Source organism: Aeromonas veronii bv. veronii (genome assembly GCF_000820225.1).
GTDB lineage: Bacteria > Pseudomonadota > Gammaproteobacteria > Enterobacterales > Aeromonadaceae > Aeromonas > Aeromonas veronii.
The window spans coordinates 1-23,740 of the sequence record NZ_CDDK01000040.1; the positions used below are offsets into that span (position 1 = coordinate 1).

The window sequence follows — 23,740 nt, forward strand, 5'->3', positions numbered from 1 at the left end:
GGCGACCATCTATGAATACCTTTGGCCTGCCTCTCAGAAAGCCCCGAGTGTAGCGGTCACTTGGGGCTGGGGCAGGTGTGGCTTGATGGTTGATTTGGGAAACAACGCCGTTTGGCGATAAAATCAGATCACAAACGAAGCCTTTTTATATCTATTTCAATTGGTTGCCGCTAAAGATCCTGTACATGAGCTCCTGCTATTGATTAACCTCCTAGGTAATCGCAGCAACGTGTAAACTCGTCAAAATCATAGACGAAGCCACCTTTCTATATGGCTGGCCCTTGCGTCCTAGAGCTGAATCCTTGACTCAATCAAATAGCACTGTGACTGGTAGCCCCTCAACTTGAAGACTGAGCGGTAACTTATCATCCAATGATAGTGCTACTTTGAGCGTTGCTTTCTCCCCTTCAAACGGAGCGGCCAATTGTGCTGGCAATTTGTCGGCTAGCTCGACCGGTCTAGCTACTCTGGCTGCCAGACGCTCACCACTGGGTAACTTGACGATGGCCCTGTGACCCGTCTCCATGGATGACAAATACTTGGGCTGCACATAGGCAAGGACTAGAGGATCCTCACGTTTGGAGATCAGCGCAAGTGGAGCCCCCGAGAAGACCCAGTCCCCTGCTTGTACTAGCACATCGGAGACCTTGCCCCTGGTAGGCGCTACTGGTTGTTGCTGCATAGCCATGGTTTCCATCTCCGTCAACTCCTGTTCTAGAGAGTGGCGAGCACTGGCCAGTGGTCCTGTCAGGTGATCTTCTTTGACTTGTAAGATGTGTTGCGTTTTGTCTACCTTGGCTTTTTGCAGCGCGATAAGTGACTGTGTCCAGCTCAGAAGAACGCTGGCGTATTCAGCGCTGGATACCAGTTTCTGCTGCCGGTAGTTTGCATATTCTTTGTAGATAGCTTCCTGCTCACGGGAGCCTCGTTCAGCAATGCTGATTTGTCCATCAAGGATGCGCAGTATCTCAAGCTCGTCGAGCTGCTTGTTAAGTACAATCGCCTTCAAACGGGCTTTGCGCGCCTCAATATTTACATTGAGTGTAGGGGATTCAAACTGCATCAAGACATCCCCCTGTGAGACGGGTTGTCCCGGTGTCATGTAGATATTGCGGATAAAGCCATCGCCATTGGCCACCACCAACTGGGGCTCTGTCGTGATAATGGCTGGTGCTTGAGTTAGCCACCACTCTCGTCCCAGATACCAGAGCAGTATGATGACAGGACTGAAGGCCAGTATCAGGATCAGATACCATCGCACCTTGAATGCCATCCGTTTCGCGGGGGCATACAATACTCGGATCCCCTGTTCCGAGGTGGCATCCTGTTTTTTAGGGGGGGTGAATGTGACTTTCATCAGAATTTGTTTCCTCGTTTCAGAACCCACCATGGCGCCATGCTGCTCTCTTCATGGCCGCGCCGGAATATTTCATTCAAAAGTGCTACGGCACACCACAGACGCATCAGTAGGGTATAAACCGGATAGAGGCACAACCAAGGCAACAGTCTCAGATCGGCTCTGGGCCGTTCTGATATTGCGAGCAGGAACACCAGAAAATTGATCAAAGTGAGAAATAGGTAAACCAGATAGAGACAGAGCATTAAGGCCATCACAAACTGACTCGGATAACTGAAGATCAGCCACCACGTGTATCCCATGACTAGCAGTGGCAGCACCACGTTTTGCGCCACCCCATAGACCAGAGTGAACAGGAAGGTTTTCCATCCTAATATGCGAGGTGTAAGTGACAGCTTGTGCTTGCGCAGATAGAGGAAAAGCAGGTCACCATCCCAGCGCAGACGCTGTTTGGCTAGAGTGACTAGATCCGAAGGGGCATCAGTATGGCCTATGGCTTTAGGGGCAAACCCTATCTTCAGACTGGGGTGACGCTTGAGGTAGTGTTTGATCCGTAATGTCAGATCCAAGTCTTCTGCTGTGTGTGTATCCCATCCCCCAATCTGGCGAAGGAAATCACGACGAAATGCCCCGAATGCCCCCGAAATATTGTTGATAAGATTCCACTCGCTTAAGCCGGTTTTGCCGCCCTGCATGGAGATCATGTATTCAATCCCCTGCATCCGGGTCAGCAGCCCAGCCTGCAGGTTGCGCACTCGCAATGCTCCGCCGACGGCTGGAATATTGGGATCATCAAAACAGGCGACAATCTCATCGATCATATTGTTGTCAAAGGATGTATCCCCATCGGCATTCATCACTATTTCACCGGTTGCCGCCGATAGGCCTGCGTTCAGGGTCGATACCCGTCCGCCACGTTGCCACTTAGGCAACAGCACCAGGGTTCGGTTCTCGCATCCCTGAAACTCGCGGACACAGTCCAAGGCCGCTTGGTAGGTATGAGCGTTGGCATTGGCGCCATCAATGACCGCGATGATCTCCATATGACCGCGATATAGCTGTTCCTTGAGGGTCAATATAGTGGAGCGGATCGCATTCCCCTCTCCATAACTGGTGATGATACAAGAGACGCTGGGGCAGCGTCGTGACAGCGGTAGGTCGGACACTCTGGGCTCCTGACGGGCATACCACTTGAGGATTCCGGTCAGCGTCAGCGCCATTAGTGGAACTTCAACCAACAGCAGCATGGGCAACAGCAGCAGAATCATCCGAGGTGAAACCGACAGACTGCCCAGTATATCTATCAGGATGTAATAAACGGTTCTCAGCCAATCATGCATGCTGGATGCTCCCATCCAGCCAGTGACTCAGCCATAGGTTGGCGTCTTCACCCAGGCTGACAGGTAGGGGTTGCATCTTCACATTGAGTGTCAGTGTGTCCAGTCCCTCAATATTGTTCATCGCCAGGATCCGGCTCTGCAATATCTCTCTGTCATCTGCATCCGTGTATGGGAGCAGGAGCAGCAGCAAGTCATCTGCGTACTGGCAAACTACGTCTGTATCCCGAAATTGTGCTTGTAGGCGAGTAAGCAGAGCTGCCAGCCTCTGGAAAGCTTTTAGCAACCCCAGTTCTGCTCGAAACTCGGCCAGATGCTCAACCTGTATAGCGAGCAGCGTATGGCTGCCGCCGTGACGCTGTAGCAGGCGGTTGCTCCACTGCAGCAACCAAGGGAAGTGTTCTATAGCCATAGGAGCTCCCCAAGCTAGGGGGAGATGCAACCGCTGGCTGCCTTCCCGGGCAATATGATGCGCCAGTTTGCCAATGCGATATTCATGGATGGGCGTCACCACAAGATCATCCGGTTTGCTTGACTGACCGCACTCATAACAGCGCGCCAATACGGTAGCTTCGATGAAACGAGCGTTACACGAGAGACAACGATACTTCTCCAGTGGGCGATCATAGTCCACCCCTATGTGACGCAAGGTGGTGACACATTTGGGACAACGCAACGTGCTCTGTTGCATGAAGGAATCTTGGTCATCAACGTGGCCACAGGTGAAGCAGTGAACAGCCGGTTTAGCCTCAAGGGCAATATGGGAGCATTCCGGACAAACATCGACAAAGTTCAGGTGAGCTGAGCGACAGCGGTTGCACAGGCGCACGCGATCCACCAGTTGTTCGCTCTGCAACAGACGTTCAGACACCAGTTGTGGCAAAGAGCCTATGGACTCGCTGCCTAATAGACAATCGAGCAGAGGATAACTGTAGCCTTGACGGCAACCTACCTGCCAGTGTGGTAACAAGCGGAAGTGAGCGCGCGGCCAGCTGTACCAGGCTAATTTATCCATCTCATCTGGGTGTTCACGCAGTGTCAGTAGGGACAGACGTTCAAGTATATGAGGTACCCGCTCATCCAGTTGGCCAAGCAGACCATCTGCCAATATGGGCGAGAGCGGGCTGGCTTCTAGGCAGAAAACGGGATGCAAATAACGGTCGGGATCACGGCGAACCGCCAGCAAGACCTGGTCTTGCTCATCTGCTGGTAAATTGAGTAGCAGCACTGCTTGCTGTGCTGGGTCCCATAGAGACCAATCGGTTATATGCTGGGTAACACGATCCATCGATGCCCCTAGTAGAGCGATCTGGATGGGTTGTTCATTTGTACTCATCATGAGGAAATAACCTCTTTCCACAGACTGAAATATAGAGTGCCACCCTGTAAGAGGGTTAGTGTACTGGTGTCAACAACTGTGGGGAGAGAGACTGCGAGCTTCCCAACCTGGAGCGATACCAATGGCACTGCCGTTAAATCGATCAACGTCCTGGATATGGCGAAAGTACACAGAGGGTTGAGAACTGATAACTGATGCCATACTCAATCTGCAGCTCAGCCGTCTCAGGTGTAGAGATCTGTAGCTTTCCGAACCCGACTCACATCGGGAGTGGCGAGGTGGATAAATACAACCTTGTGCAAAACTTAGTCAATGCTTGGAAATAGGAATTGTTATCAATTAATCATGTTCGGTAGCCTGCCATTCGAGACCTTGTTTTTCCTACAACTATTGAGGCAATAAACAGCACTACGAATTGCTTGGCCTACATCCGAGGTTTAATAAACTAGGGGGACTCTATTGTGCCCCGCCTTCCCTTGTTGCCGGTGTAGACACACAGAGTTGCGAGGCTTGCTGACTACGACAGATGGCGTCATTTGATAACAATTCTGACACTGTTTGTGGCTCGGGCTGGATTAGTGGTAGCAGAGGCAGAGGGAGCTTAAGGAAAGGGAGGGGGTTGCGTATCCGGAGAATTCTTACTTAGTGGTAACTCAAGAAATATCTGAAACTAGGCAGGCTCATGATGAGTTGGAATGCTTAACAGCAGTAATTGAGGTCGGGGGGGGCAGTCTAGCCCCTGAGTATGTAGGGAGGTAGCCCTAGGTGCTCGGGCTCGTTGAGAAAGAATTGCGTGATTCATCTTTCAGTTTCATATTCCAATATGTTTATTCTGACATTAACATCAATTAATACAGCCTAATAGCACAATATATTTGATCTAAGTCAAGTTCTATTTTTATTATAATTTAAGTTGTCAGTAATAGATTTCATCGATAACAGCAATAGATAATTAAAAAACTCATCCTGCTAATTGTGGTATATGATGTGGAAAATTTGGGGGTGCCTATGATTATCTATGGACAATACGGTGGGGCAGCACTTAGGGCCGTACATTTAATGGTGCAGAACAACTATGATCATATCACTGCTTGGGATATGGCAATATTCGAAGCGTTCGGAGAGGACTTGGGCGAAAAAAAACAGTATAAAAACAACCCGAAGGTAACATTCCTGACCCTCTGCAGCTTGGGTAGCATCAGTTGCATTATGCCAATCCACTATGATACAGCCATCAAAACTAAGAAATATGTCACGACAGCAATCGACATCCTTTCCTCTAAAGATAAATCCACACCGATTAACCCTGATGACTTATGGCAAGAAGTTATTGCAGCATGTGATGCCGCAGCTTCATTGAAGCATAACAATCAGATGGATGTGGTTTTGACGCTATGGTATGCAAATGTGTTGAATACCAATTGGTCTAGTGATGAACTGGAACTGTGTACGGAATTTATATGAATTTTGCAGTTAAAAAAGCCAAGGTAAAATCACCTTGGCTCTTCACATTATTTGATTTTAATTAATGTACCACTATCAGAATGTGCAAATGGTTTACCGTACACTTGCAGACTTGTCGTCTGATTATACTTGAGCTGATCTTTAACAGAGAAATCAAGCGACATCATAAAGTCAGTCGTTGAATCATTTGCTGACATATAACTACTTTCAGCAATTCCACGCTTCCCTGTTTTAAAATCAACCTTATTGCCTGCTTTACCTTCGACGACAACACAAACAGCACGAGGTATGCAGTATGAGTTGTAGATCATCTGATTTTTTTTATCGTAAATCAGATAACCACGCTGGTCATGAAACTTACCGTTGTCACTTTTTCTGAATACTTCTTGCTTGTAATACATCGCAACTAAATATTGGTCACTGGCGTTTTTTGCATCCGCAGCGGGCTCGAAGGTAAAGGTCTCATAGTACGGTTCGACCGCTGGTCCACCCTTACCAACCTTGCTCCCTTCTTGCCCTGGAGCTACGTCTACACCACCACTGTCCGTGCTTTTCCATGTTCCCACTAGCTGTGCCAGGGGACCAAAATCCAAGCCATTTATTGTTGTGTCTGAATCTGCGTGCGCCAGCGTAGAGCTGGCAAGTAAAATGGCGGGTATTACAAGCTTATTCATAAAAGACTCCTGTATGGTTCAGCTTTTTATTATTTTCTGCAAGCCAGGGGATTTTAAAAAGAGCGGTAGATGATGGTCAATTATATTTAATTGTGTGATGTGATTTTTGTGAGGCCGGATTCGTTTTTTACTCGTAATAAAAACCAGATTTGATTTAACACATGTTCATGGTTATAGCGGAAAAATCTCAATGCCAATCTAGATCAATTTTTAGTTACGATATTCTATACTTACGGTTAGGTGATTTTATTGCTAGGTAGGAGAGGGCTATGTATTGTTTGAAATGTTATTAGTTTAGGGTCGTCGTTTTTTGTTAAGGTGCTGACTTTTGATGCCGATATTAAATGTGGAACATAAGGCGTTGACATAAAAGTTAATAAGGATAACCAGATGCTTAAATCAATGACAATAGGTAATAAACTGATAACTGTTTTTTCGGCCCTTGTGGTGCTGATGCTGGGATTTGCCTGGTTTTCTGTTACCCAACTATCGAACATTTACCGTGATACAACCGAGATCACTAACAATGTCATTCCGTCAATACGAGCTTCAAGCCAAATGCATACGGCCTTGCTTGATGCTCGCCGGGCTGAGTTGAGCATGCTGATTGGTATTCAAGACAGTGATCAGAGTGCGATTAGTACCAACAAACAACGTTTTGAGAGCAGTAAACGTGACTTTGAGGCTGCGCAACAACAATATTCCAAGATGGATTTTGTCTCAGAGAGGGACAAACAATACTTCGAGAACCTTGTCGCAGCCGCATCGGATTATTTTTCTGCCCATTCCATTCTGTTGACGGCCGTTGAGCAAGGTGACGTGACCAAAACAAAGTCCCTTATCAATAACGAGTCTAAGCAAGCCTTGGAAAAGGCTGGGCAGGATGCCTTGAGTCTGCGTGCAGAAAATGATCGGATTGCTCATGAGATGGCCGCTCATGACAAGGTAGTTTATGACAACGCCAAGACACTCAGCATTTCAATGGGTGCAGGTACGGTGGTTTTTGTGATCCTGGCGGCTCTACTACTTATCCGTCAGATCCGCAATCCGATCATGGTTTTGTTAGAGCAAATTCATCAGGTATCTGCTGGTAACCTCACCAGCAAGCTCGATATGAAAGTCTTTTCCCATGATGAACTCGGCATGCTGGCCAAGGGCTTGAACGAGATGCAGGACAACTTGCGGATGCTCGTAAATGAGGTTTTAAGCTCTGTGGTTCAGCTCGGTTCTGCAACCGAAGAGATCAGTGCCGTTGCCTTGCAGTCTGCCCATAATATGGATGGTCAAAAGCATGAGCTGAACCAACTGGCCACAGCTATGAATGAGATGCAGGCCACTGTGCAGGAGGTAGCCCGCAATACTAACGATGCTGCCAGTGCTGCAACCCAGGCAAGTACAACAGCCCTTCAGGGTAGTAACACAGTGAACAACTCTATCGTGCGTATCGAGAAGGTGGGTGAATCGATAGAGCATACTGCAGTGGTGATCCGCCAGCTGGGCGATGATAGCCGCAATATCGGCATGGTGCTGGAGGTAATTCAAAGCATTGCGGAGCAGACCAATCTGCTGGCGCTGAACGCAGCGATTGAAGCAGCTCGAGCTGGCGAACAAGGGCGTGGATTTGCAGTCGTGGCCGATGAGGTCAGAACGCTGGCTAAACGAACCCAAGACTCCACCTCCCAGATAAACGGTATCATCTCCGAACTGCAGGAACGAGCGAATGAAGCGGGAGCCACGATGCAGCAAAGTCAGACCATGATGGTTGAAACGGTTACCATCGCCCGGGAAGCAGGGGCGTCAATCTCGGAGATCAGCAGTGCTGTCAGCAGTATTTCGCATATGAATATCCAGATTGCCACTGCTACAGAAGAGCAGGGGGCTGTGAGTGAAGAACTGAATCGCAACGTGGTCAACATCAGCAATGCTTCGGAAGAAGTCGCAGCAGGCGCTAAGCAGATGTCCCAGGCATGCCATGACTTGAACCACTTAGCTACTCAGTTACAAGATGTAGTCAGGAAATTCCGCATTTAAGCTTGGGAAAGGATATGTCTTTGTTGAACACCGGCTGATAGCCGGTGTTTTTTATTAGACAAGTGCTGGCGCTTATTCAATATTTGACGGTTTTAAGAAACCACAGATATAGCAATAGATATTACTGTTTTTGTTATTAGAGCTTATACGTAAATTTCAGATAGACCTTCATCTCTGAATCAGTAAAATTTGGCGAGGCTCACCCAACAAGAAGGTTATAACGTGAAAAAAACGATGCTAGTATTGGCCTGCTCGATTGGATTGTTTGGTAGTAGTTGGCCTGCATTTGCTGCAAATGATAGCAAGGCTCAGCAGGTTCAGTTTAAAAAAGGGATGTCGGAGACAACAATTAACAGTTCGATCAAAGGTGATCAGAACTTGGATTATAAGTTAACGGCCAACAAGGGCCAGAAGATGCTTGTGACATTGGACACCAAGTACAACACATATTTTAATATCCTTCCTCCTGGTAGTACTGCTGATGCCATGTTCTCTGGTGCTATGAAAGGTGACCGCTTTGAAGGTGAGCTGCCGATGAAAGGGACTTATACCATTCGAGTTTATCAGATGGGGGCAGACAAAAGCAGTAAAGCCAAGCATGATTTCAAGCTTTATGTAAAAATTAGTGGCTAAGCTTTATAAGGTTAATGTGGGCCATTCTGTAGCGAGCTTACGATGTTGAGAGAAAGCCCCGAGCATTATGCTTGGGGCTTGATTGAAAACCGATATGAATTATTTTCTGTTAAAATCAATTCGATTAGACTCGATTGTTTTCTATATCTCGCTAACACAATAATATCACTATTACTGGTGCGTGACATTGATCAAACTTTGGCCTTACCATGGTTATGCCGACACTAGACCATCCGGCTATTAACCTAAAAAGGGCCAAGCGTGACCAAGAATATTAAAATTCTTCAAACCAGACCAGTCTTTATTAGCACTATATGGAGCTGACTCTGCTGAAAATGTCTGGCGGCGTGCTGGTTCCTTCCACCCCAGCTGATGCTGAAGCGATCCGATCATTACCCATTGGCTCATTTATTCAAGCCAAAGGAAGCGGGCGCCGTAATCCTGCTTTTCATCGCCGCTTCTTCGCATTACTCAATCTGACTTTCGATTACTGGGAACCTGCAGGCGGAATGGTGTCACCAGCAGAGCAGGGGATCTTGAATCGCTTTGTTCGTTACCTCTCACATTTTGGCTCATCTCAGGCACTTAACCAAGCGAAGGATGAGTTCATCGAGCTGTTAGCCATTAACAGGGTCGAGCGTCATGGACCTCAAGCTGAAAAGTCATTCGAGGTAATGCGCAAGTGGCTGACTGTCGAGGCTGGATATTTCACTATCGTTATACTGCCGGATGGTGGGATGCGCAAAGAACCAAAAAGCATTCGGTTTAACAAGATGGAACAGGCCGAATTTTCAGATCTATATCGAGCTGTATTCGGTGTGTGTTGGCGCTATGTGTTGAATCAGCAGTTTGGCTCTGAGGCTGAGAATACCATTGCTCAGCTGATGGGATTTTCTGGATGAGGTTTGATACTAGCCCTATTCGCTCGAAAGCACTGCGGAATAGCGCCAGAGGGCAGTTGTGCAAGTTGCAGTTGCTTGGTGTGTGCCAAGGCGGTACCGAGACGACGGTGTTGGCTCATCTGCCGAGTATGCCTCATGGGATGGCCCTGAAGGGTGATGATCTGATTGCAGTCGAGGCTTGTGCAGCGTGCCACGATGCCATCGATGGACGATTCAACTATGGCTGGCTACCGGGAGAGAAGGAGGAAGTCCTCTACTTCGCCCTGATCCGCCAACTGCATCAGTGGGTAGTGCGCGGGCTTATTAGTGTGAAAGGGGCAACATGATCCACCTATCAGCCCTTGAAGCTAGTCGTCTGCTTGCTAATTACCCCAAAGCTAAGCGGGAAGTTGAGCAACTGAAGACAGTTCAACAGGTAGACAGCTTGCATGGCAATGTGATGGCCGAGCTAGTTGGTTTTCCGGAGCCAAAGACCGAGCTGCTATTCCACCCAGTTCGAAAATGGAGGTTTGACTATGCCTGGCCACTCAACATGATCGCCCTTGAGATCCACGGCGGGATCCACTCTGGGGGGCGGCACACCCGGGGCAAAGGGTTCGTTGAGGACAGAATGAAGATGAATGAGGCCACATTGCTTGGATGGTCCGTCATCGAAGTTACTCCTGAGCATATCAAGACTGGCCAGCTGCGCGCCTGGTTGCTGAAAGCATTTGACCGGAATACCAATCACTTGAGGACCACCCCATGAGCAAAGCATTGGAAATGGCACTGCGCCTGTTTTCACCAAAAGGAGCTCTCCATGAACCGACCTCCCGTAATTTCAGCGCTCTGGGGCGTGACGAGTTGATTGGTGCGCTACAGATAGCCTCCAAGGATAATCCCCAGGGGTTGCAGTATCTGATGGCTGATCACCTGATCGACAAACAAGCTATAGAGGCGCTGCAGGCTCACTTCAACGATGGCCTGTGTAATGCGGATGTAGGGCGTATGGCATTGGCTATCCTGCTACGACGTCCACTGCCAGAGCAATTGGAGAGGCTCGTTCTATCTCATCCCTACTATGACAAAGAGCGCCGCCGTGCTGCAGTGGTAATGGAGAAGGCCAAGCGGGCTCACCGTCACGGTAATGATCATGAATATCTGCGCCTGCTAGATGAGCGTAATGCCATCCTAAATACCGCGCATGGTCGCTGTGTTGATGAGATGCTGATATCCGGGCGTTGTCCACATTGCACTGGAACCGGCAGGCGGCTACGAATCGGTGGCGAGTGTCCCAAGTGTCATGATACCGGGCGTGTGGCCCCTGACATTGCTCTGGTCTCCCGTCGATTCGGAGGGGAAGTACAACTATCTGTAGAGAGCATGGTGGATGAGGTGATCTACCAAGCGTCAGATCTCACTAAGGCTATGGAGCGGCAGGTTCGGGAAATGGTCATGGAGTGAGGTTCTTCCTATCGTGTCAGCTCCCATGGAGTCACTGCGCTTAACTCATGTAGGCGTTGCTTTTTTGGTTGCTTTATTTTTGTACATTTTCCTGTCAATGATATCTAAGGTCGTATCTATGTTTGACTCAAAGCGGTTGTAACCAAATGAAAATGAAAGCTGAGGGTAATTCTTTTGGAATTTAGTTTTGAATCGTATTTCGATTTCTTGTAATGCCTCTTTCACATCTACATCTTCAGTACAGTCGATGATGATAAGGTACTCATCACCCCCCATTCTCACAATGTAGTCATCATGCCGGAAGGTTTTCTTCAAAATATTGGCTACATCACACAAAACCTTATCACCTGCTAAGTGACCAAATGAATCGTTGATGTATTTAAAATTATCAAGGTCCATATAAATCAGTAGGTTATCTGATTTTAATTGTAGGTCTTCTAGAACACTTCGATTATAAATTCCAGTCAGTGGGTCCGTTTTAGCTTGTTTTTGGTACAACATTTTTTCATTGTATGAGTCAGTTATATCTGTTGCTAAGGTGAATATATATACCTCATCTTCCACTACACTCTTAAATTTTGTGACATCAAAATAATGCACGTTATCGTCAAATTTAAACGACATAATCTTATTGGATTCTTCATTGTTATCCATATATGTTAGAGTCAAGTCATGGCATTGGGCAAATACATTTGCGACATTGCCATCGACTAAGTCACAGATATCATCATTCGTTAAACCGATAATGTTCATATCTGTGAGACTTGCAACCCATTCTCTAAATGGTTCATTTATATAGACAATCCGGTGTTTGCTGTCCCTTACTGATAGAAACCCAGGAAAATATTTAATAAAAATATCAGAAAAATTTATTGCTGTTTTGCTCATAAAGACACCATTATTAATAACCATTCCCGTAACATCAAGTGTAGTTGTTTGCAACAATCACACATCGCTAATCTGTTTAGTGCCTTAGGAGGAGCCTTCACATACAGCAACATGAACAGGGATAATTAAGGCTATCTATGTCAGCAGATTAAGTGGGGTAATATGCACGGTTCTAAGGCTGAGATCTAGCGCAGCTGATATGATTGATATCAGGCATAGCTTATCGCCAAGTTGGCTACATCAGAGAAGAACGGAAATTATCATTCATATAGTCCATTGTTTTTAAACAGCTTACTATTATTTTAACGTTTTCGTGCTATTCGCGCTCAGTCATGTTTGCGAGGTACTGTCATTGATGACGACCGTTCCTTAATTTTTTTGAAAAAATATGTTGCAGAGATACATTGAATGCATAGATGAGCAAGATAGCGGCAAACATGACCATGTTGTGATTAATGCTTCTGGTTGAATTCACCCCGCCGTCCCAGCGTTAGTATTGCTTAAAGATGACCAGAGTCACCGTGACCTTGGTCTTTTTCATTTCTGGCTCGCCTGGTGCGGGCTTTGTCGTTTCTGGAGGGGAGGGGGAGATAGGTGGCGTCACTATAGGGGGACCAAGATTGTGCCGCTTGTTGTTGTGTCAGGTGATAACTAGATCTGTACAGTCAGGCCAAGCTGGATGCACTCACACCAAGCGTGATGAAGCAGCGGGCGCTGGCGGCCAGATCCCCGAATACTGGTTCGGTGGTGCGTGGTAGCTGGCGGCGCAAGTCTCGCAATCAGCTGGGCCATGCCAGCTGGCTGGATGTGGTAGAAGCCGCTCTCTGGTGCTTCTGGCATGGGGACGATTCGGCCAGCGGCGAGGTATTGCTCGGCTTACTGCTGGGGCGGGATGAGCGAGTGCGGCTTGTTTATGGTCTGCTGGTGGGGGCTTTCTACATGGGTGAGCCTTTCAAGCTCGAGTGAGATTGTTTGAATGCCTCAGTAAGTGATTAAAATATAAAAATAAAATGAACTTCTGCAGTTTATGTCCACGAACTTCTGCATGTGGTGTTTCAAATATGAAACGGCTGGACGGGTCTGGCCTGGCTCTATTACGGCAAAAACGGATGAAATCCTGTCGGTTCAGTTGCTCAGTCGAAGAGTGTTACTATCTGTAGCAATGCCCCTCAAATTTCACCACGTCCCAATTGTGTACCACTATCATCAGCGTTAGAGCCATAAACCTTTATAAATCAGTTCATTAAAAAAGACATATTGCAAAACGTGGAAGTAGAATGTTGGCTCGTTGCCCGCGTGTGCTGTTTTGCTCATGTTGCTCGAGATGAGGTATCCGATGACGGCGGCTAGCGCCTGGGTGGGCGGTGCCAGGCACCACAATTGCCAGCATGGTAAACCATAGCGCAGGCAGAACGAAGGGCGAGCCGCGCAGGTGGCGGTTTATTGGGCGGTTGTTCCCGACATCTTGTGCACTTCTGTCTTGCTCAGCGGGACTATACGACCAATTTATCTCGTAGGATGCGATGATTTTTTATGACATCAAAATGTTAGCCTGGTCCCATATCCGCTGGTTATAAGGAGTATAACCAGCGTGTGACGGCGGTAGCCTTTAGACTGCAGGCCTCAAAACAGCAATTTTGCAGGTGGTGCAGTTATGGTGATTACTCAGGGTCCACAGTTCAACGGCAAGGCATCCAAGCGGATGCATGTGATGGCCAAACCTATCGGGGCCGTGTGTAACATCGACTGCACCTACTGCTACTACCTCAGCAAGCAGGATCTGCTGGAATACAAGAAGGGGTGTTCGCCCCAGATGGACGAGCAGACCCTTGAGACCTATATCCGCCAATATATCGAGGGGCAGAACACCCCCGAGATCATCTTCTCCTGGCAGGGGGGAGAGCCGACGTTGCTCGGGCTCGACTATTTTCGCAAAGTGGTCGAGTTGCAGCGCAAATACCAGCCGCAAGGGGTGGTGATTGCCAACGACCTGCAGACCAACGGCATCCTGCTCAACGATGAGTGGTGTGAATTTCTGGCCGCCAACAACTTTCTCATCGGTCTGAGCATCGATGGCCCCGAGTTGCTACACAACGCCTATCGGGTCAACCGAGCCGGGCGCGGTACCTTCAATCAGGTGATGGCGGCGGTGGCGTTGCTGCATAAATACAAGGTGAAGTTTGCCACCCTGACCTGCGTCAACAACCTCACCAGCAAGAATGCGCTGGAGGTTTATCGCTTCCTGCGTGATGAGGTGAAGTCGCCCCAGATGCAGTTTATCCCCATCGTCGAGCAGAAGAGTTTTCGCACCACCGCGCCCCAGACCTGGCAACCGCAGGAGCAACTCAAGCAGGGGGACAAGCGCCTCAATCCCTGGCACAAAAATTCGGTGGTCGAGCCCTGGTGCGTCTCGGCCGAGGGGTGGGGGGATTTTCTCATCACCATTTTCGATGAGTGGGTGCAGCGGGATCTGGGACGGGTCTTCGTGCAATATTTCGAGGCGAGTGTCGAGACCTGGATGGGACGCAAGAACCCCCTCTGTACCTTGGGGGAGATCTGCGGCAAGGGGCTGGCGATGGAGCCCAACGGCGATGTGTTTGCCTGTGACCACTATGTCTATCCCAAGTACAAGATCGGCAATATCCACCATCAGCCGCTCAGTGAACTGGCGTATTCGCCCGCCCAGCAAGCCTTCGGCTTTGCCAAATCGCGCAGTCTGGCCCGCCAGTGCCAGCAGTGTGACTACCAGTTTGCCTGCTATGGGGAGTGCCCGAAGAACCGATTTATTCGCACCCACGAAGGGGAGGCAGGTCTGAATTACCTCTGTGCCGGTTGGTACAAGTTTTTCAGCCATATCGATCAGTCGATGGCCTATATCCTGCGCCGTGCCGGTTATCCGGTGGCCCATGGCAAGTACCGTGATTCGGTGATGAATAACGGCGTCATGACACATGGTCAGAGGAAATAAGCGATGCAGAGAATGTTGAGTCGCCACGAGTTCCGTCACACCCGCTCCTGCACCATGGGCGCCTTGTGGCTGGCCCTTGGCATGACCCTGTCTGGCCCAACACTGGCGGTAGCCAGCCCTGAGCCGCCAGTCACCACATCAGCGAATGGGGCACCCACTGCATCCGTGGCGGCCAGTGCGCCCTCAGCCGCCCAGATCCAGCAGTGGGCCTACAGTGCGCAGAATATCTCCCTGCCAGCGGTGGAGCGGGCCGATGCCCTGCGCCAGCTGGCGGCTTATCCGAACCAGAACAGTCTGGTGGCGGTGGCCAGAAGCCTGCGTGATGAGCACGCATTGGTGCGCGAAGCGGCGGTGATTGCCGCCGATCCCTATCAGTTTGCGCACCGCTGGCGACTGCTCTCACCGCTGCTGGCTGACAGCAGTGCCGAGGTTCGCCGCGCCGCTACCTTCAATCTGGCTCGCGATTATGGCGCCATGAATGAGGGGCAACTGAGCGCCATTGGCCAGCCGCTGGCGGAGTTGAGCGAGTATCTCGCCCGGCAGCAGGACCCTGCGCAGCAGCTGTTGCAGGCAGATCTCTATCGCTGGACCCGGCAGTGGGACAAGGCGCAGGCAAGCTACGAACAACTGCTGGCCAATCAGCCTGACAATCCCCAGCTCTGGCTTGGCCTCTCTGACAACTTGCGGGCTCAGCAACGGGATGCCGAGGCGCTGGCCTTGCTCAACAAGGGGATTCTTGCGCTGCCGCAGAATGCCAACCTCCATTACGCCAAGGCGCTGACCCAGGTGCGCCTCGATCAGAAGAACGAAGCGGCAGTCACCATGGCACGGGCTGCGGAGCTCGCTGGCAATAATAGCTACTTCTGGTATCTCAACGGGGTGCTGCAAGAGCCGCTGGATCTTGAGAAAGCCATCGGCTCGTTCGAGCTTGCCTACCGGATCTCCGGCGCGCCGGAGCAGCTCTATGCGGTGTGTGATATCTACCTTCGCCACGATCACCCCAAGAGCGACGCCTGCATGAGTGAACTTGGCAAGATAGCGCCCCCCGAGGTGCTGGCCGAGCTCAATAGCAAGCGCGCGAGCAAGACGAGCACGCCGCCGGTTTCCGCTGGCCAGTGATGGCTGCCACTTCTCTTACTGCACAGGTCAGGCTATGACGATCATACCGTTCAAATGCGCAATTCCGTTGCTGGCGACCACCCTGCTGGTGGCCGGCTGCACCCTCTCGGTCAAACAGGGCAACCAACCGCTCCATCCGCTGCGACAGAAGGTTGAGGCGGACATGGTGCTGGTGGAAGAGGGCCGTTTTGATATGGGCTCCAACGACCCTGCCGCCAAAGCGAGCGAAGGGCCGCAGCATACGGTCTCGCTCAACAGCTTCTACATGGCAAAATTCGAGGTGACCCAGGCTCTTTTCGAAGCGGTGATGGGCCCCTCCATCAGCTATTTCCAGGCACCGGATGTACCGGTCAACAACCTCAGCTGGCAACAGGCCAATCTGTTTGTGACAAGGCTCAATGAGCTGACCGGCGCTCACTACCGCCTGCCCACCGAAGCTGAGTGGGAGTATGCAGCCAAGGGGGGCAAGCTGAGTAAAGGTTATCGTTACAGCGGCTCCGATCAGATTGACGAAGTGGCCTGGTACAGCGGCAACGCCAAGAATCGCGCCTATCCGGTGGGGCTGAAAAAGCCCAACGAGCTGGGGCTATACGACATGACCGGCAATGTGGGGGAGTTTGTGGCTGATGCCTATGAAGAGACCTTCTATCGCCACAGTCCTCAAGAGAACCCGAACAATGCCCAGCAGAGCAAGAGCCACCTCGCCCATAAGTCGGTGCGAGGCGGCAGCTACGCCTATGAGGCTGAATTGTCTGAAAATTTCCGGCGTGATTTTGCCAGCCAGTCGGTGATGATGGCTGACATGGGATTGCGACTGGTGCGAGATGCCCGTTAGGACTGAACGATGGAGGTGGTCAGCCCCAGCTCGCTGACCACTTCGAACAACTGCTGGCGCAGCCAACGGTGGCCAGCCTCGGTGGTCCGGCTGGGGTGCCAGATGGCCGACAGGCTGAATACTGATTCCTCGAAGGGGAAGGGGAGTACCCGCACATCATACATGCCGGCAAAGGTATTTATGATGGAGGTGGGCAAAACCCCGATGATCTCGCTGCATGCAATGATGGGCAGCATCTCCATGGCGGTCGGCACCCGTACCACGATATTGCGGTTGGCCATTTGCGGCAGGTGCTCGGCGGTGATCATGCTGCCTCTGACCTGCCACTGGGCCAACGCCACATGCTCCTCGGTAAAATAGGCCTCCACCGTCAAGTCGCTGCCCAGTCGCGGGTGGTTGCTGGCACACACCACCTTCACCTGCTCGCCATAGAGCACCTCGCTCTTGAGCATGCTGCGCCCGCTCTGGGTCATGTCGATGATGAGATCATAACGCTGCATCCGCAGGTCACTCTCCATATCCTCGGTAAAGAGGGGATGCACCTCAAGCGAAATACCTGGGGCGTGTGCCCGGATCTTGCACAGCAGCGCCGGGACCAGTTGGGCGCTGATCAGTCTGACACAGGCGATGGAGAAGACTCGCTGGGAAGTACGTGGATTGAAAGTGCGCGAGGTCGAGAGGGTCGAGCTGAAGTTTTTCAGCGCGGCCGCCATCGCCGGATAGATGTCGATGGCAAACGAGGTGGGCTCCATCCCCACGACCTTGCGATTAAACAGAGGATCGCCGTAGATCTCCCGCAGTCGCTTGAGGGCCTTGCTGACGGCGGGTTGGCTGATCTCCATGCGTGTCGCCGCCCGGGAGAGGCTGCGCTCTTCATAGATGGCGACAAAGATCGGGATCAGGTTCAGCTCGGTACTTCGGATGTCTAACAAGAGAAGCCTCGTTACATGTTCGTGGAAAAATCACACTGCCTTGGCACTGCCGGGTAGCCGGAGGGGAGAACCTGCCACGCCAGTCAGGTGGCGTGGCAGCCAGCTGGTATCCCACTTTGGCAGTGTAATGAAGTGAGCAAAGTGGGACAACCAGTGCAGGGGTTGGTTGCTGCGTGGCGCACTTTATTTATCTGTTTGCGTTGCAGGATGATTGACCCGCTGAGGTCGGTTTGCCAGTCAGGGGGGTCAGTTCCGGCAGGGCCGCTTGCCAGCCGATGATGCGGCCCAACCATGAACGGATGTTGCCAAGACTGGCGCCCCGTCGCCTTTGCAGGCGCACCAGCAGGTGCCAGCCCATCCTGAGCGCATCAGCCCGATCAAGGGGATCTTGCTGGAATACAACCTGTTGTTGCTCCCAAGCCGGATCGGAACTGACACGGCTAAGTTCCAGCCAACCCCTCTTGGCCCGCAGATAGCGATAGGCCAGTACCCGCACCGCCCCCCACTGCCTGCTCCAGATGGCGGCCCCATATTGCCAGCCGAGCGGACGAGGGTGGTGACGGTAGTAACGGGCCATAGCCAGGAGCGCCAGCACCAGCAGGGCTACACCACTGGCTACTCCAAGCAGCCGATGCCAGTAGGCCGCCAGCCAGGAGGCGGGAGTGTGGCGCACTTGCAGGGTCTGCCCAGGGAGGGTCAGGGTTTGCAGCTGGCCAGTCTGGCTGTTCCACCAGGCAAGCTCCAGCGCGGGCAGGGTCAACTCACCACCGCGCTGCACGATATAGGTAGTCTGATCTTCCCGTGTCGAGAGGTACTCCCCCCGATCCTGGGTATCGTTCAGTCGGGCTTGCGCCGGATAGGCCTGTACCCGCCCATCGCTTGCAAGCGGAGTGATCAGCGGCGGGATCAGCACCGAGAGGGTATCCTGCCCGCTGGCGGTCACGGTGCGGGTGATAGCATCCCCCACCCGCAGCTCGCCGTCAGCACGGTCATCCGCAGAGCGCTGCCAACGCTGGCTCAGGGTGAGATTACTGGCGCTCAGCCAACGCCCGCCGACCGTCAGGGCTGGGTCGGGCAGAGCGGCGGCAAAGCGCTGAGGGTGGGTGGTGAGGGTGATCTGCCGGGAGCCCCCTTCAGGGCGCGCCACGGTGGCCCGCACCGTGATGGCGGGGATCTCGAACTGGCCGGATTGCTGGGGATAGAGCGTCAGCTCCCAGCGCTGGTGCGACCAGGTCTCGCCATTGCGGCGCTGGGTGAAGTTGGTCGCCAGCTCGCTGCGCTGCTTGACCATGACCCCCGGCAGCTCGAACTGGCCGATGCGGGTACCCGCGGTAAACCAGCGGTTGGTGGCCAACTCCAGATAGAGGGTGATCTGTTGGTTGACGGCATAGGGGCGCTTCTCCTCCCCCTGATCTTTCAACCAGCTCTTGAGGGTTACCTGAGTGGCGTCAGTCGCATCAGCGGCCTCGGCAGCCTGTGCCTCGACCGTGAGCAGCACGGCCCCGAGCAGGGTAGCGGTCGCCACATATCTGCACAGCCAGTGGCGGAGTTTATTGTGCCGGTTGCACATGGGTAGGCTCCTTGTGGGTGGCAGAACGAGGACGGGCGGTTGCGCCCGTTTGCTGCGCTTGTAGCTGGAGGCGGAATTTGGCTTGCAGGAAGTCACCGGGATCAGACTCCACCCGGCGCAGCCACTTTTCGGCCTGCGCCGGATTGGCCAGGATCTGATCTGCGGTCAGGGTTTCGCGCGCCATCAGGGATGAAGCCACGGTCTCTTCTGCCCCGTTGGCACTGCGTGGCTCATCATCGGGCAGTTCACTGGAGTGATCAGGTCCATCCGGCGTGCCGGTCTGGCTCTGACTGGCGCGGTTGATCTCGTCAACAATCCCGCTCATCACCTGATAGTTATGGGCGGCTGATTGGCGCACGCTCGGGTCGCTGGCCTCGTCAGCCAGTTTCCGGAACAGCCGGCGGGCGGCCAGATACTCACGCTGTCTGGCGAGGGCATTGCCGGCATAGAGCAGAGCCTGTTCGGAGTCGGCTTGCAGGAATGCTGACTGGGCCAGCGCAAACTCGGCGCCATAGTAGTAGGCCACCCCCTTGTAGAAGGGATCTTCATAGTGTTTAGCCGCCTCCAGATAGTCACCTTGCTGGAAGTACCACTGCCCCTGCTGATCCGGGGTGAGCCAGAGGTTTAACCACTGCTGTTTCAGCTCCTTTGCCCAGTGATTGATCGCAGGCTCTGTCGGCTCTACGGGCGCCAGCGAGAAGGTGGTGGCCTGCGCAGGCGTCGTCTGTAACAGGGAGAGACCGATGGCTGCCACCAGACCCCACTGCACCAGCCAGCCTTTGCGAAACCAGAGCAGCAGCAGGGCGACGACCGGAAAGAGCAGGTAGTAGCCCATGTCTTGCCAGGGCATCAGGGAGTCGTTGTGGATCAAAAAGTTGCGTTCAATCCCCCGGTTGATGCGCTCTACGTCGCCATTATCCACCGTCATGGTGAGCAGGGTGCCATCGCTGTCACTGGCCAGTCGCCGTAGTGAGGCAAGCTCCAGCGGGCGTTTGCCACTCAGGGCCGGGTCGCCAGCGGCCAGGATCAGCAACTGACGGGATTGACCACGGAAATAGTCAGCCAAGGGGGCGATGGCGGAGGGGCTGATGCCATCACTCACCAGCAAAACGGTGCTGCCGGTCTCATCGGCCAGAAGCTCGGTGAGCAGCGGGAGCACCTGTTCGGTGCGCTTGCCCGCTTTAGGCATGATCTCGGGACGGATGGCGGCGAGGATAGGGTCATAGACGGCATTGTCACGGGTCAGCGGCATGGCGGTGTGGGCCGAGCCGGCAAAGACCACCAGCCCGTTGCGCCCGCCATCGCGGGTCGCCAGCAGATCGCTGATCTTCTGCTTGGCCCGCGTCAACCGGTTGGGGGCGATATCCGTTTCCAGCATGGAGTCGCTGTTATCGAGCAGGATCAGCAGGGCGCCCTGATCTTCGCCAAAGGGGGAGGGTTCACGGCTCCAGGTCGGCCCTGCGCAGATCAGTATGGCGAGCCCCATCAGCAGCCCCAGCACCTTGAGGGGCAGGTTCTTTTTCCAGCCGGTGTCCCCCAGCGTCAACGCCTCGCGCAGATGGGGCGGCAGCCGCTGTTGCCAGCTGTTTGCTTCATCCATGCGCCAGCGCAGCAGCAGGATGGCGACAAGGGGGAGCAAGGCCAGCAGCCACCAGGGGCGCAGAAAGTGGGCATTCAGCCAGAGCTGTTGCCAGTAGAGAGGATCCATCATGGCGTGTCTCCTGAGAGAGCAGTGCGCAGGCGGTAGCGCCTGAGGGTCAACAGGGAAAAGAGAGTGAGATAGAGGCCGACGCTGACGGCGATGAGGTAATGGTGCAGGCTTTCGCGAGTCTGAAAGCGGGTGCTTTCGTAGCGCTGTGGCTCCAGCTCACCGATCACCTGATAGGCGCGCGTCAGCTGCGCCTCATCAAGAGCCTGAAACAACTGGCCGCCGGTCAGGGTCGCCAACTGTTGCAGGGTATCGAGATCAAGTGCCTGTTCGCCGACGGTGGCCGGATCCCCCATGGCGATAGTATGCAGCCGCACGCCGTTGACCGCGGCTACCCGGGCCGCATCCCGCGGGCTGACAAAACTGCCGGTGTCGTTGCCATCGGTAAGGATGATGGCGACTTTCTCCCGCTTGGCGCTGTTCTGGTCTTGTTGCCCGTGGCGATCACTGTTGTTGAACACTTTGATTGCCAGACCGATGGCATCTCCCAGATGGGTACTCTGGCCCGCCATGGCGACATCGGTCTCCTGCAGCAGGGTTTGCCAGGTCTCGAGATCGGCGGTAAACGGCGCCTGGAGAAAGGCGGCATCCCCAAACAGGATGAGCCCGAGCCGATCTCCTTCGCGCGTTGCAGCAAATTGTTTAAGCACCTCTTTGGCGGCGTCGAGCCGACTGAGGGACTTGCCGGGGTCGGGGGAGAAGTCGGTCTCGGCCATGGAGCCGGAGAGATCCAGCACTATCATCACATCCCGCCCGAACCGCTCGCGTACCTGAGGCGGGCCATAGATGGTGGGCTTGGCCAGCGCCACCACCGTCAGTAGCCAAACGGTGATCAGGGCGATCCGTTGCCACCAGCTGGCAGTCAGCTGGGTTGCCCCCTCACGCGGCGGCTCATCCAGCAGGTCGATCAGCAGATCGAAGAAGGGTACCTTGATGGCACTCTGCCGGGTGCGATAGGCCGGAATAAGGCGAAACACCAGCCACGGCAGGGGCAGCAGCCAGAAACAGTGGGGGTGGGCAAACTCGAGACCGGCATCAAGCATGATGGGCCTCCGTCGCCAACGAGGCTGTTTGTATTGGAGTCTGGTGGTGGGCAAGCCAGTCGTTGCAGAGGGAAACGAGGCAGAGCTGATCACTGACGCTTAACACCACCTGATCACAGACCAGCGATACCAGCCAGCGCTCCCCCAGTTCGGTCGCGAAACGGGGCTGTCTATCAGCCATGGCATTGTCGAGGGTCTGCAGCAACGCCATGCCAAACAGCTTGCCGTGCCGGGGATCTAGGTGGGTCAACACCTGCTTGATCAGGTGAAACAGCGCCAGACTGGCCCCGGCATCAGACCAGTTGATCGTGCTCAGGGCCGCCTGCGCTTCACGGCGGTAACGCTGTTGCCACCAGCGCTGTGCCCGGTGATAGAGCCAGAGCAGCGCCAGCGCCCCCAGGCTCAGAGCCAGCAGCAGCCAGCCTGCGGTTTGCGGTTGCCAGCTGATGGTGGGTGGTACGGTCACGTCCTGCAATTCGCGCAGCATATAGGTGCCGGGCAGCTTGTGGTTCATCAGTGATCTCCTCCCAATGCGGTAATGAGGCGGGCGAGGTGGTGGCCACCGGTGTCGAGGGTGATAAGCGGCAATCCCTTGAGGGCCATCAGTCGCAGCAGTTGATCTTTTTTCAGCTGCTGCTGGCGGGCTAGCCCCTGATCCAGCACAGGGATCAGGTGGGGAGCAATATTGAGCTGGTACTGGCCATCGCCGACTACCCAGCTGGCGTCTGCGGCTGTGGTCGACAGGGTCGACTCGAGGGGATCGGCGATGTGCAGTGCCAGCACATCGTTGTGCTGCTGCAAGTAACCGAGGCGGGTCAGGTCGGCCTCGGTGACGCCTGCCCAGTCGCTGAGAAAGATCAGGGTGGTATTTTTCAACTTGAGGCGGCCCAGCATCGCCAGCAGGGGGGCCAGACCGGTCGCCTCGCTGTCGCGGCTGGTGGCCGAGAGAGCATGATTGGCGGCACAGAGCTGGCGCAGTCCTGCCAACCAGTGGCCACGGGAGCGCTGGCCGCGCAGCCACGCCACGCCATCGCAGTGCAAAATGGCGAGCCCGACCCGATCGTTCTCTTTGAGTACTTGCCAGCCGAGCAGGGCGGCGACTTCGGCGGCCACTACCGACTTCATCATCTCCACCGAGGAGAAGAACATGCAACTGCGCTGATCAACACAGAGGATCACGTGACGATCTTTCTCTTCGCTGTAACTGCGCACATGGGGGCGGCCGGTGCGCAGGGTCACTTTCCAGTCCAGGGTGCGAATATCATCCCCTTGCTGATAGTGGCGCAGCTCTTCAAAGTTGAGTCCACGGCCGCGAAAGCTTGACGGGTGACGGCCGCACAGCAGATTGCCGCTGTTTAGCCGGGGCAGCAGTGAAAACTGGCCGACCAGCCCCTGTAGCCGGACCAGCGTCAGGTAGTCACAGTGGATGCGGGGGTCACCACTGGGCGGTTGCCCGCACTGTGTCAGCCTGTCATGGGATAAGGAGCGAGGTGTCAT

General features: G+C 53.3%; 22 protein-coding genes and 1 riboswitch. Of the genes, 11 read left to right on the forward strand and 11 right to left on the reverse strand.

Features of this window, described 5'->3' with window-relative positions; translation table 11 throughout:
• Positions 1–307: 307 nt before the first annotated feature.
• Genes BN1139_RS16440 through BN1139_RS16450 form a run of 3 tightly spaced genes read right to left on the reverse strand, consistent with a single transcriptional unit; the run spans position 308 to position 4,033 of the window.
• Complete coding sequence (locus tag BN1139_RS16440; protein WP_005351625.1) at positions 308–1,357, reverse strand: HlyD family secretion protein; 1,050 nt, start codon at positions 1,355–1,357, stop codon at positions 308–310.
• A complete protein-coding gene (locus BN1139_RS16445) occupies positions 1,357–2,697 on the reverse strand; it encodes a glycosyltransferase family 2 protein (RefSeq protein WP_005351626.1) in 1,341 nt (446 codons plus the stop codon). The genes BN1139_RS16440 and BN1139_RS16445 overlap by 1 nt, the downstream gene beginning before the upstream one ends.
• Positions 2,690–4,033, reverse strand: coding sequence for a TackOD1 domain-containing metal-binding protein (locus tag BN1139_RS16450; protein WP_005351627.1), 1,344 nt, complete (start codon positions 4,031–4,033; stop codon positions 2,690–2,692). The genes BN1139_RS16445 and BN1139_RS16450 overlap by 8 nt, the downstream gene beginning before the upstream one ends.
• 206 nt (positions 4,034–4,239) lie before the next feature.
• A riboswitch (cyclic di-GMP riboswitch) is annotated at positions 4,240–4,318 on the reverse strand.
• A gap of 723 nt (positions 4,319–5,041) precedes the next feature.
• Here BN1139_RS16450 and BN1139_RS16455 point away from each other — a divergent pair.
• Positions 5,042–5,497 carry a DUF6979 family protein gene (locus BN1139_RS16455; protein ID WP_041202696.1) on the forward strand — a complete coding sequence of 152 codons (456 nt, stop codon included), beginning with the start codon at positions 5,042–5,044 and terminating at the stop codon, positions 5,495–5,497.
• Positions 5,498–5,544: 47 nt separating this feature from the next.
• Here the strand turns inward: BN1139_RS16455 and BN1139_RS16460 are convergent, their stop codons facing one another.
• A complete protein-coding gene (locus BN1139_RS16460; protein WP_005351629.1) occupies positions 5,545–6,171 on the reverse strand; it encodes a heme-binding beta-barrel domain-containing protein in 627 nt (208 codons plus the stop codon).
• A gap of 390 nt (positions 6,172–6,561) precedes the next feature.
• Between BN1139_RS16460 and BN1139_RS16465 the strand changes: the two genes are divergently transcribed.
• From BN1139_RS16465 to BN1139_RS16490, 6 genes are all read left to right on the forward strand, one after another.
• Positions 6,562–8,202, forward strand: coding sequence for a methyl-accepting chemotaxis protein (locus BN1139_RS16465; protein ID WP_005351630.1), 1,641 nt, complete (start codon positions 6,562–6,564; stop codon positions 8,200–8,202).
• Between the two features lie 222 nt (positions 8,203–8,424).
• On the forward strand, positions 8,425–8,835 hold the full coding sequence (locus BN1139_RS21805; protein ID WP_041202697.1) for a hypothetical protein: 411 nt from the start codon (positions 8,425–8,427) through the stop codon (positions 8,833–8,835).
• A 314-nt stretch (positions 8,836–9,149) separates the two neighbouring features.
• Positions 9,150–9,737, forward strand: a complete 588-nt coding sequence (locus BN1139_RS16475) for a DUF1367 family protein (protein ID WP_005351635.1) — start codon at positions 9,150–9,152, stop codon at positions 9,735–9,737.
• Positions 9,734–10,063 (forward strand): nuclease domain-containing protein, encoded by a 330-nt coding sequence (locus tag BN1139_RS16480; protein ID WP_005351636.1) that lies wholly within the window; start codon positions 9,734–9,736, stop codon positions 10,061–10,063. Before BN1139_RS16475 ends, BN1139_RS16480 begins: the two co-directional genes overlap by 4 nt.
• A complete protein-coding gene (locus tag BN1139_RS16485) occupies positions 10,060–10,485 on the forward strand; it encodes a hypothetical protein (protein WP_005351637.1) in 426 nt (141 codons plus the stop codon). Before BN1139_RS16480 ends, BN1139_RS16485 begins: the two co-directional genes overlap by 4 nt.
• On the forward strand, positions 10,482–11,180 hold the full coding sequence (locus BN1139_RS16490) for a TIGR02642 family protein (RefSeq protein WP_005351638.1): 699 nt from the start codon (positions 10,482–10,484) through the stop codon (positions 11,178–11,180). Before BN1139_RS16485 ends, BN1139_RS16490 begins: the two co-directional genes overlap by 4 nt.
• A gap of 45 nt (positions 11,181–11,225) precedes the next feature.
• On the opposite strand, the gene BN1139_RS16495 is transcribed toward BN1139_RS16490, so the two are convergent.
• On the reverse strand, positions 11,226–12,068 hold the full coding sequence (locus BN1139_RS16495) for a GGDEF domain-containing protein (RefSeq protein ID WP_224970031.1): 843 nt from the start codon (positions 12,066–12,068) through the stop codon (positions 11,226–11,228).
• Positions 12,069–12,767: 699 nt separating this feature from the next.
• Here BN1139_RS16495 and BN1139_RS16500 point away from each other — a divergent pair.
• From BN1139_RS16500 to BN1139_RS16515, 4 genes are all read left to right on the forward strand, one after another.
• The gene (locus tag BN1139_RS16500; protein WP_005351640.1) at positions 12,768–13,034 is read left to right on the forward strand and encodes a hypothetical protein; all 267 of its coding nucleotides are present in this window, start codon (positions 12,768–12,770) and stop codon (positions 13,032–13,034) included.
• 688 nt (positions 13,035–13,722) lie between these two features.
• Positions 13,723–15,036: an anaerobic sulfatase maturase gene (locus BN1139_RS16505; protein ID WP_005351641.1), complete on the forward strand. Its 1,314-nt coding sequence runs from the start codon at positions 13,723–13,725 to the stop codon at positions 15,034–15,036.
• A gap of 3 nt (positions 15,037–15,039) precedes the next feature.
• Positions 15,040–16,155, forward strand: a complete 1,116-nt coding sequence (locus BN1139_RS16510; RefSeq protein WP_005351642.1) for a tetratricopeptide repeat protein — start codon at positions 15,040–15,042, stop codon at positions 16,153–16,155.
• Between the two features lie 34 nt (positions 16,156–16,189).
• A complete protein-coding gene (locus tag BN1139_RS16515; protein ID WP_005351644.1) occupies positions 16,190–16,990 on the forward strand; it encodes a formylglycine-generating enzyme family protein in 801 nt (266 codons plus the stop codon).
• On the opposite strand, the gene BN1139_RS16520 is transcribed toward BN1139_RS16515, so the two are convergent.
• The 6 genes from BN1139_RS16520 to BN1139_RS16545 form a co-directional block, all read right to left on the reverse strand.
• On the reverse strand, positions 16,987–17,922 hold the full coding sequence (locus tag BN1139_RS16520) for a LysR family transcriptional regulator (protein ID WP_005351653.1): 936 nt from the start codon (positions 17,920–17,922) through the stop codon (positions 16,987–16,989). The genes BN1139_RS16515 and BN1139_RS16520 overlap by 4 nt on opposite strands.
• A gap of 187 nt (positions 17,923–18,109) precedes the next feature.
• Positions 18,110–19,447, reverse strand: coding sequence for a BatD family protein (locus BN1139_RS16525; protein ID WP_013723785.1), 1,338 nt, complete (start codon positions 19,445–19,447; stop codon positions 18,110–18,112).
• Positions 19,448–19,472: 25 nt separating this feature from the next.
• Positions 19,473–21,203, reverse strand: coding sequence for a VWA domain-containing protein (locus BN1139_RS16530; protein ID WP_005351658.1), 1,731 nt, complete (start codon positions 21,201–21,203; stop codon positions 19,473–19,475).
• Complete coding sequence (locus BN1139_RS16535) at positions 21,200–22,243, reverse strand: vWA domain-containing protein (protein ID WP_005351661.1); 1,044 nt, start codon at positions 22,241–22,243, stop codon at positions 21,200–21,202. The genes BN1139_RS16530 and BN1139_RS16535 overlap by 4 nt, the downstream gene beginning before the upstream one ends.
• A complete protein-coding gene (locus BN1139_RS16540) occupies positions 22,236–22,757 on the reverse strand; it encodes a DUF4381 family protein (protein WP_005351665.1) in 522 nt (173 codons plus the stop codon). Before BN1139_RS16540 ends, BN1139_RS16535 begins: the two co-directional genes overlap by 8 nt.
• Complete coding sequence (locus BN1139_RS16545) at positions 22,757–23,740, reverse strand: DUF58 domain-containing protein (protein ID WP_005351668.1); 984 nt, start codon at positions 23,738–23,740, stop codon at positions 22,757–22,759. Before BN1139_RS16545 ends, BN1139_RS16540 begins: the two co-directional genes overlap by 1 nt.

Coding starts and splice junctions, on each gene's coding strand:
- BN1139_RS16505 (WP_005351641.1), top strand. CDS start 13,723: ATGGTGATTACTCAGGGTCCACAGTTCAACGGCAAGGCATCCAAGCGG.
- BN1139_RS16545 (WP_005351668.1), bottom strand. CDS start 23,740: ATGACACCTCGCTCCTTATCCCATGACAGGCTGACACAGTGCGGGCAA.
- BN1139_RS16510 (WP_005351642.1), top strand. CDS start 15,040: ATGCAGAGAATGTTGAGTCGCCACGAGTTCCGTCACACCCGCTCCTGC.
- BN1139_RS16500 (WP_005351640.1), top strand. CDS start 12,768: ATGAAGCAGCGGGCGCTGGCGGCCAGATCCCCGAATACTGGTTCGGTG.
- BN1139_RS16445 (WP_005351626.1), bottom strand. CDS start 2,697: ATGCATGATTGGCTGAGAACCGTTTATTACATCCTGATAGATATACTG.
- BN1139_RS16460 (WP_005351629.1), bottom strand. CDS start 6,171: ATGAATAAGCTTGTAATACCCGCCATTTTACTTGCCAGCTCTACGCTG.
- BN1139_RS16530 (WP_005351658.1), bottom strand. CDS start 21,203: ATGATGGATCCTCTCTACTGGCAACAGCTCTGGCTGAATGCCCACTTT.
- BN1139_RS16535 (WP_005351661.1), bottom strand. CDS start 22,243: ATGCTTGATGCCGGTCTCGAGTTTGCCCACCCCCACTGTTTCTGGCTG.
- BN1139_RS16540 (WP_005351665.1), bottom strand. CDS start 22,757: ATGAACCACAAGCTGCCCGGCACCTATATGCTGCGCGAATTGCAGGAC.
- BN1139_RS16485 (WP_005351637.1), top strand. CDS start 10,060: ATGATCCACCTATCAGCCCTTGAAGCTAGTCGTCTGCTTGCTAATTAC.
- BN1139_RS16440 (WP_005351625.1), bottom strand. CDS start 1,357: ATGAAAGTCACATTCACCCCCCCTAAAAAACAGGATGCCACCTCGGAA.
- BN1139_RS16495 (WP_224970031.1), bottom strand. CDS start 12,068: ATGAGCAAAACAGCAATAAATTTTTCTGATATTTTTATTAAATATTTT.
- BN1139_RS16515 (WP_005351644.1), top strand. CDS start 16,190: ATGACGATCATACCGTTCAAATGCGCAATTCCGTTGCTGGCGACCACC.
- BN1139_RS16455 (WP_041202696.1), top strand. CDS start 5,042: ATGATTATCTATGGACAATACGGTGGGGCAGCACTTAGGGCCGTACAT.
- BN1139_RS16450 (WP_005351627.1), bottom strand. CDS start 4,033: ATGATGAGTACAAATGAACAACCCATCCAGATCGCTCTACTAGGGGCA.
- BN1139_RS16475 (WP_005351635.1), top strand. CDS start 9,150: ATGGAGCTGACTCTGCTGAAAATGTCTGGCGGCGTGCTGGTTCCTTCC.
- BN1139_RS16465 (WP_005351630.1), top strand. CDS start 6,562: ATGCTTAAATCAATGACAATAGGTAATAAACTGATAACTGTTTTTTCG.
- BN1139_RS16480 (WP_005351636.1), top strand. CDS start 9,734: ATGAGGTTTGATACTAGCCCTATTCGCTCGAAAGCACTGCGGAATAGC.
- BN1139_RS16490 (WP_005351638.1), top strand. CDS start 10,482: ATGAGCAAAGCATTGGAAATGGCACTGCGCCTGTTTTCACCAAAAGGA.